Annotated in this window: 2 protein-coding genes and 1 pseudogene; all 3 read left to right on the top strand. The window is 65.7% G+C overall.

What is annotated here, in order from left to right; genetic code table 11:
• Positions 1-442: pseudogene (locus L4923_RS30490) on the top strand (hypothetical protein); the annotation flags it as partial.
• 129 nt (positions 443-571) lie between these two features.
• On the top strand, positions 572-994 hold the full coding sequence (locus L4923_RS30495; RefSeq protein WP_239370836.1) for an antirestriction protein: 423 nt from the start codon (positions 572-574) through the stop codon (positions 992-994).
• Positions 995-1,153: 159 nt separating this feature from the next.
• Positions 1,154-5,503: a strawberry notch family protein gene (locus tag L4923_RS30500; protein ID WP_239370837.1), complete on the top strand. Its 4,350-nt coding sequence runs from the start codon at positions 1,154-1,156 to the stop codon at positions 5,501-5,503.
• Positions 5,504-5,673: the final 170 nt, after the last annotated feature.

Here is a 5,673-nt window from a genome sequence, read left to right on the forward strand (position 1 = left end):
CCCCCCCCCCCCCCCCCCCCCCCCCCCCCCCCCCCCCCCCCCCCCCCCCCCCCCCCCCCCCCCCCCCCCCCCGCCCCGCCCCCCCCCCCCCCCCCCCCCCCCCCCCCCCCCCCCGCAGGATGAGGAACTACACCGCATCGCTGATGCCTTGCAGGCGATCCAGCGGTGCAATTTCTACCAGCTTCGCGCCGACGTTAGCCATCGCGGGCACAACTATCACGAATACTGCATGGCGATCTCGGTCGAGCGCGACAGTCCGACATGGCAGGACATGACCGACGATGCCGAGGAAATCGTGATCGAGGCGCTGCGCGATCTCGCCCGCTGGCTCTACCGCCAGCTCGAACGCGAATACGAACACCAGACGTCCGATGCAGTCGTCGACGAGACCATCGCCGCTAACGACTACACCTTCACAGCATCAGGCCGACGATTCGGCTGAAGGCCGGAGCTTCAACATGAACACCTCTGCGCCGAGAGGAAGAGGAGGGCCGGGACAGGTTGAGCCGGTGCGGTCGAGAGAGCGCCGCCTAGGCTCGACCCTTTCCAGCTCTCTGGAGGCACAGACCCCATGTCCGCACCCGAAACCACGATACGGCACGCCACGCTTGTTCTCGAGCAGCGCCGCGAAACTTTCCTCCCAACCCTGTTCGGTCGGCAGCATCTGATCGTAGCCGAGAATACCCTCTACAATCTCATGAGCTGGCTCAGTCCGCGTGACTATGGCGGGGGCTTCTGGGATTTCTACGAGCATGAGGGCAAGCCTCTCTATCTCGTGCCGACGTCCAGGCCCCGCTACCGGATCGTTTGCGAGACCAATGGCTACGAGGGCGAAGTCTCCGCCGACGCCGCTGGCATCATCGCCACGCTGTTCGCCCTCTCCCATCTTTCCTTCAAATACGAATCCGATCTTCTGGCCGAGGGATATAGCCGCCTTTACGCCTTTGCGGCGGATCACCCCGAAGCGTCGGAAATATTTCAAGCTATCGACTGAGCACCCCAAGCGCCCCGCCTCGCGGCAGGGCGCTTTTTCCATGTCGGCCACGACCGGCCGCTTGAGAGGAAGAGGAAGGCCGGGACGGGTTTGAGCCTGTGCGGTCGAGAGAGAGCGCCGCCTAGGCTCGATCCGTTCACGCTCTCCGAGGCTCTTCCCATGACACATGCTTCCGCCGCAGCAACCCTTCCGGCTGCACCGATTGTTCCTGCCATCAATACGGCCTTCGCGGTCCATCAGGCAGCGCTTCTCCTCTTTCCCCAACTCGAACGTGGCCAGCGTATCGACGCCGCCACGCTGCGTGGCGCGATGGAAACGGCCTTCGGCGCATCGGACGCCACCGGCGCCTGGAACTGGAAGACCGCCTATGACGCCTGCGAGGCGGCGACGGTCCTGTTTTTGCGCAAATACGGAAAGGCGCTTTTCCGTAAAGCCGGCTCTCCGGCAGCCAGCCTGCCGCTGCTGGCGAAGATCGCCGGGCTTCTGCCGACCCACACGCGCCGCTCGGAAGAGAGCCAGACCTTCCAGCAGTTCTCGACGCCGATCCCGCTCGGGCTGATCGCTGCGACGGCCGCCGCCATCACCCCCGCCGACCGGATTCTCGAACCCTCGGCAGGCACCGGCCTGCTCGCCATCCTGGCGGAGATCGCCGGCGGATCGCTCGTGCTCAACGAGCTGGCGGAGACCCGTGCCGATCTCCTCTCCCACCTCTTTCCGACCATTTCCATCACCCGCTTCGACTCGACGCAGATCCACGATCATCTCGCCCCCGGCATTGTGCCGACCGTCGTGCTGATGAACCCGCCCTTCTCGGTGATGGCCAATGTCTCCGGCCGGATGGCCGACGCCGCCTATCGCCATGTCGCCTCGGCGCTGGCGCGTCTGGCCGATGGCGGGCGCTTGGTAACGATCACCGGATCGAGTTTCGCGCCCGATGCGCCTGCCTGGCGCGACGCCTTCATCCGGCTTCAGGAACAAGGCCGCGTGGTGTTCACCGCCTCCATCGACGGCTCGCTCTATGCCAAGCATGGCACGACTTTTCCCACCCGCCTGACCGTCATCGACAAACTGCCCGCCGACGATCCGGCCGCCTTTCCGGCCTCAGTGGGGATCGCGCCTGATGTCGCCACCCTGCTCGGCTGGATCGGCGAGCATGTGCCGGCACGCTTGCCGGTCGATGCGTCGATCTCAGTTCCCGTCACGGCTCCATCAGCCTCGCGCACCGTTCGCGGCTATCTCGCCCGAGCTGCCGCATCCGCTCCAATCCGCACTGTCGCTGAACCGGAAGGCGTTGAACTCGCCTATGAGACCGTTGACTGGACGCCGGCCGAGGACGGCCGCATCACCGATGCGCTTTATGAAGAATACATATTGCAGGCGATCCGTATTCCCGGTTCTCAGGCCCATCCGACCAAGCTGGTGCAGTCGGCGGCCATGGCGAGCGTCGCGCCGCCCAAGCCGAGCTATCGGCCGCGCCTTCCCGCCAACCTCGTCACCGATGGCCTGCTGTCCGACGCGCAGTTGGAAACCGTGATCTATGCCGGCGAAGCCCATTCGGACTTCCTCGCCGGATCATGGACGCTGGACGAAACCTTCGATGTCGTCTCGGCGGCGCCCGACGATGCACAGAACGCCGTCCGCTTCCGCCGCGGCTTCATGCTCGGCGACGGCACCGGCGCGGGCAAGGGCCGCCAGTCGGCCGCGATCATCCTCGACAACTGGATGAGAGGGCGCCGCAAGGCGGTGTGGCTCAGTCGTTCCGAAGCCTTGCTCGAAGATGCGCAGCGCGATTGGTCGGCACTCGGCATGGAGCGTCTGCTGGTCACGCCCCTGTCGCGTTTTCCGCAGGGCAAGGACATTCGGCTGCCGGAAGGCATCCTGTTTACGACCTATGCCACGCTACGCTCCGACGAGCGCGGGAGCAAGGTTTCACGCGTCCGGCAAATCGTCGATTGGTTGGGCTCCGACTTCGATGGAGTGATCATTTTCGACGAAAGCCATGCCATGCAGAATGCCGCGGGCGGCAAGGGAGACCGCGGCGATGTCGCCGCTTCGCAGCAGGGTCGCGCCGGGCTTCGCCTCCAGCATGCCCTGCCGAACGCCCGCATCGTCTATGTCTCGGCAACCGGCGCGACAACGGTTCATAACCTTGCCTATGCCCAGCGGCTTGGCCTCTGGGGCGGAGAAGACTTCCCGTTCTCCACGAGGGCGGAATTCGTCGAGGCCATCGAGGCCGGAGGCGTTGCGGCCATGGAGGTTCTGGCCCGCGACCTCAGGGCGCTCGGCCTCTACACCGCCCGATCGCTCTCCTATGATGGCGTCGAATACGAATTGGTCGAGCATCAGCTCACGCCCGAACAGACACGCATTTACGACAGCTATGCGGCCGCCTTTTCGGTGATCCATAACAATCTCGACGCCGCGATGCAGGCCGCCAATATCACCGGCGGCGACAGCGGTTCCGGCACGCTGAACCGGCAGGCGAAGTCCGCTGCGCGCTCGGCATTCGAGTCGGCCAAGCAGCGGTTCTTCGGCCATCTGCTCACCAGCATGAAAACCCCGACGCTCATCCGGTCGATCGAGCGCGATCTGGAGGACGGCCACGCCGCCGTGATCCAGATCGTGTCCACGGGCGAAGCCCTGATGGAACGCCGCCTTGCAGAGCTTCCGGCCGAGGAATGGAACGACGTCCGCGTGGATATCACGCCGAGGGAATATGTCCTGGACTACCTCGCCCACTCCTTTCCGGTGCAGCTCTATGAGCTCTTCACCGACAGCGAGGGCAATATGTCGTCGCGTCCCGTCTATCGCGATGGCCAGCCGGTCGAAAGCCGCGAGGCCGTCGCCCGCCGCGACCGGCTGATCGAGAGGCTGGCCTCTCTCCCTCCCGTTCCGGGGGCGCTTGACCAGATCGTGCAGCGCTTCGGAACCGACGTCGTAGCCGAGGTGACGGGCCGCTCGCGCCGCATCGTCCGCAAGACCAGCCCCGGCGGCGTTGACCGTCTCGCCGTTGAGAACCGCGCCGGATCGGCCAATCTCGCGGAAACCGCCGCTTTCATGGACGATCAGAAGCGCATCCTGATTTTCTCGGACGCGGGCGGCACCGGACGCTCCTATCACGCCGACCTCAACGCGAAGAACCAGCGCCTGCGCGTTCACTACCTGCTCGAACCGGGCTGGAAGGCCGACGCCGCCATTCAAGGTCTGGGCCGCACGAACCGCACCAACCAGGCGCAACCGCCGCTGTTCCGGCCGATCTCGACCGACGTGAAGGCCGAGAAGCGCTTCCTCTCGACCATCGCCCGCCGTCTCGACACGCTGGGCGCGATCACGCGCGGCCAGCGCCAGACCGGCGGCCAGGGTCTGTTCCGCCCCGAGGACAATCTGGAATCGCACTATGCCCGCGATGCGCTGCGCCAGCTCTATCTCCTGCTGGTGCGGGGGAAGGTCGAGGGCTGCTCGCTCCAGATGTTCGAGGACGCCACAGGCCTCAAACTGATGGACGACACCGGCATCAAGGATGAGTTGCCGCCCATCACCACCTTCCTCAATCGCCTGCTTGCGCTCACCATCGATCTGCAGGGTGTACTGTTCACGGCCTTCGAGCAGTTGCTGAACGCCAAGATCGAGGGCGCCATCGCCAGTGGCAGCTATGACGTCGGGCTGGAGACGCTGCGGGCGGAGAGCTTCGTCGTCACTGACCGCCAGACCATTCATGTCCATCCCGGCACCGGCGCCGAGGCCCGGCTGCTGACGATCACGCAGCGCCAGCGCAATCGTCCGGTCACGCTCACCGAGGCCCTCGACCAGCTTGCCGGTGCTCGGGCGAGGCTGCTCATCAATGAGCGTTCCGGTCGCGCCGCCGTCCAGATCCCGACCACCAGCGTCATGCTGGATGACGGCGAGATCGAACGGCGCATTCGCCTAATCCGGCCGATGGAAGCGCATAACTTGCCCGTCAAGATGATGGGCGAGACCCATTGGGTCGAAACCGACCAGGGCGCATTCGCATCGGCGTGGAATGCCGAGGTCGCCGAGGTGCCGGAGTTCGTGGACAGCACGATCCATGTCGTCAGCGGCCTGTTGCTGCCGATCTGGAAGCGACTGCCACACGACTCGACGCGGGTCTATCGGCTTCAGACCGATGATGGCGAGCGCATCGTCGGCCGCCGCGTTTCGCCCGCCTGGGTCGCGGGCGCCATGGCGACCGGCACGTCGACGTTGACCTCCGACGATGCCTTCATGGCGCTGATGGACGGCAAGACCATCCTCGACCTCACCGAAGGCCTTCAGCTTCGGCGCAGTCGCGTCATGGGCACGAACCGCATCGAACTGTCGGGCTTCACCGACGTCATGCGGGATCGCCTTTCGGCCTACGGCCTCTTCCACGAAATGATCTCGTGGAAGCTCAGGATGTTCGTGCCCACCGATGCCTCCGGCCCCGCCATCCTCGCCAGGGTGCTGGAGCGCTACCCCGTCCAGCGCATCGGCGAACGGGAGGCGGCGTAGATGGCTCGCCATGACGCCTCCGAACTCGCGCGACGCCGCGGCCGCCCCGCCGGGGGGGGGTGGTGGGCGGTCTGCGCGCGGGGCAACTTCCCCCGCCGGGGGGGTTTAAAATGCGATTTCAGCATCTTAGACGAGCACGCCCGCAGGGCGGCGCAGGCTAAGTGCTAGAA

This window comes from Terribium retamae, assembly GCF_022347545.1.
Classification (GTDB): Bacteria; Pseudomonadota; Alphaproteobacteria; order Rhizobiales; family Rhizobiaceae; genus Mesorhizobium; species Mesorhizobium retamae.

What these genes read in the sequence shown, in the direction of transcription:
- L4923_RS30500 (WP_239370837.1), top strand. Translation starts at nt 1,154, where the DNA reads ATGACACATGCTTCCGCCGCAGCAACCCTTCCGGCTGCACCGATTGTT.
- L4923_RS30495 (WP_239370836.1), top strand. Translation starts at nt 572, where the DNA reads ATGTCCGCACCCGAAACCACGATACGGCACGCCACGCTTGTTCTCGAG.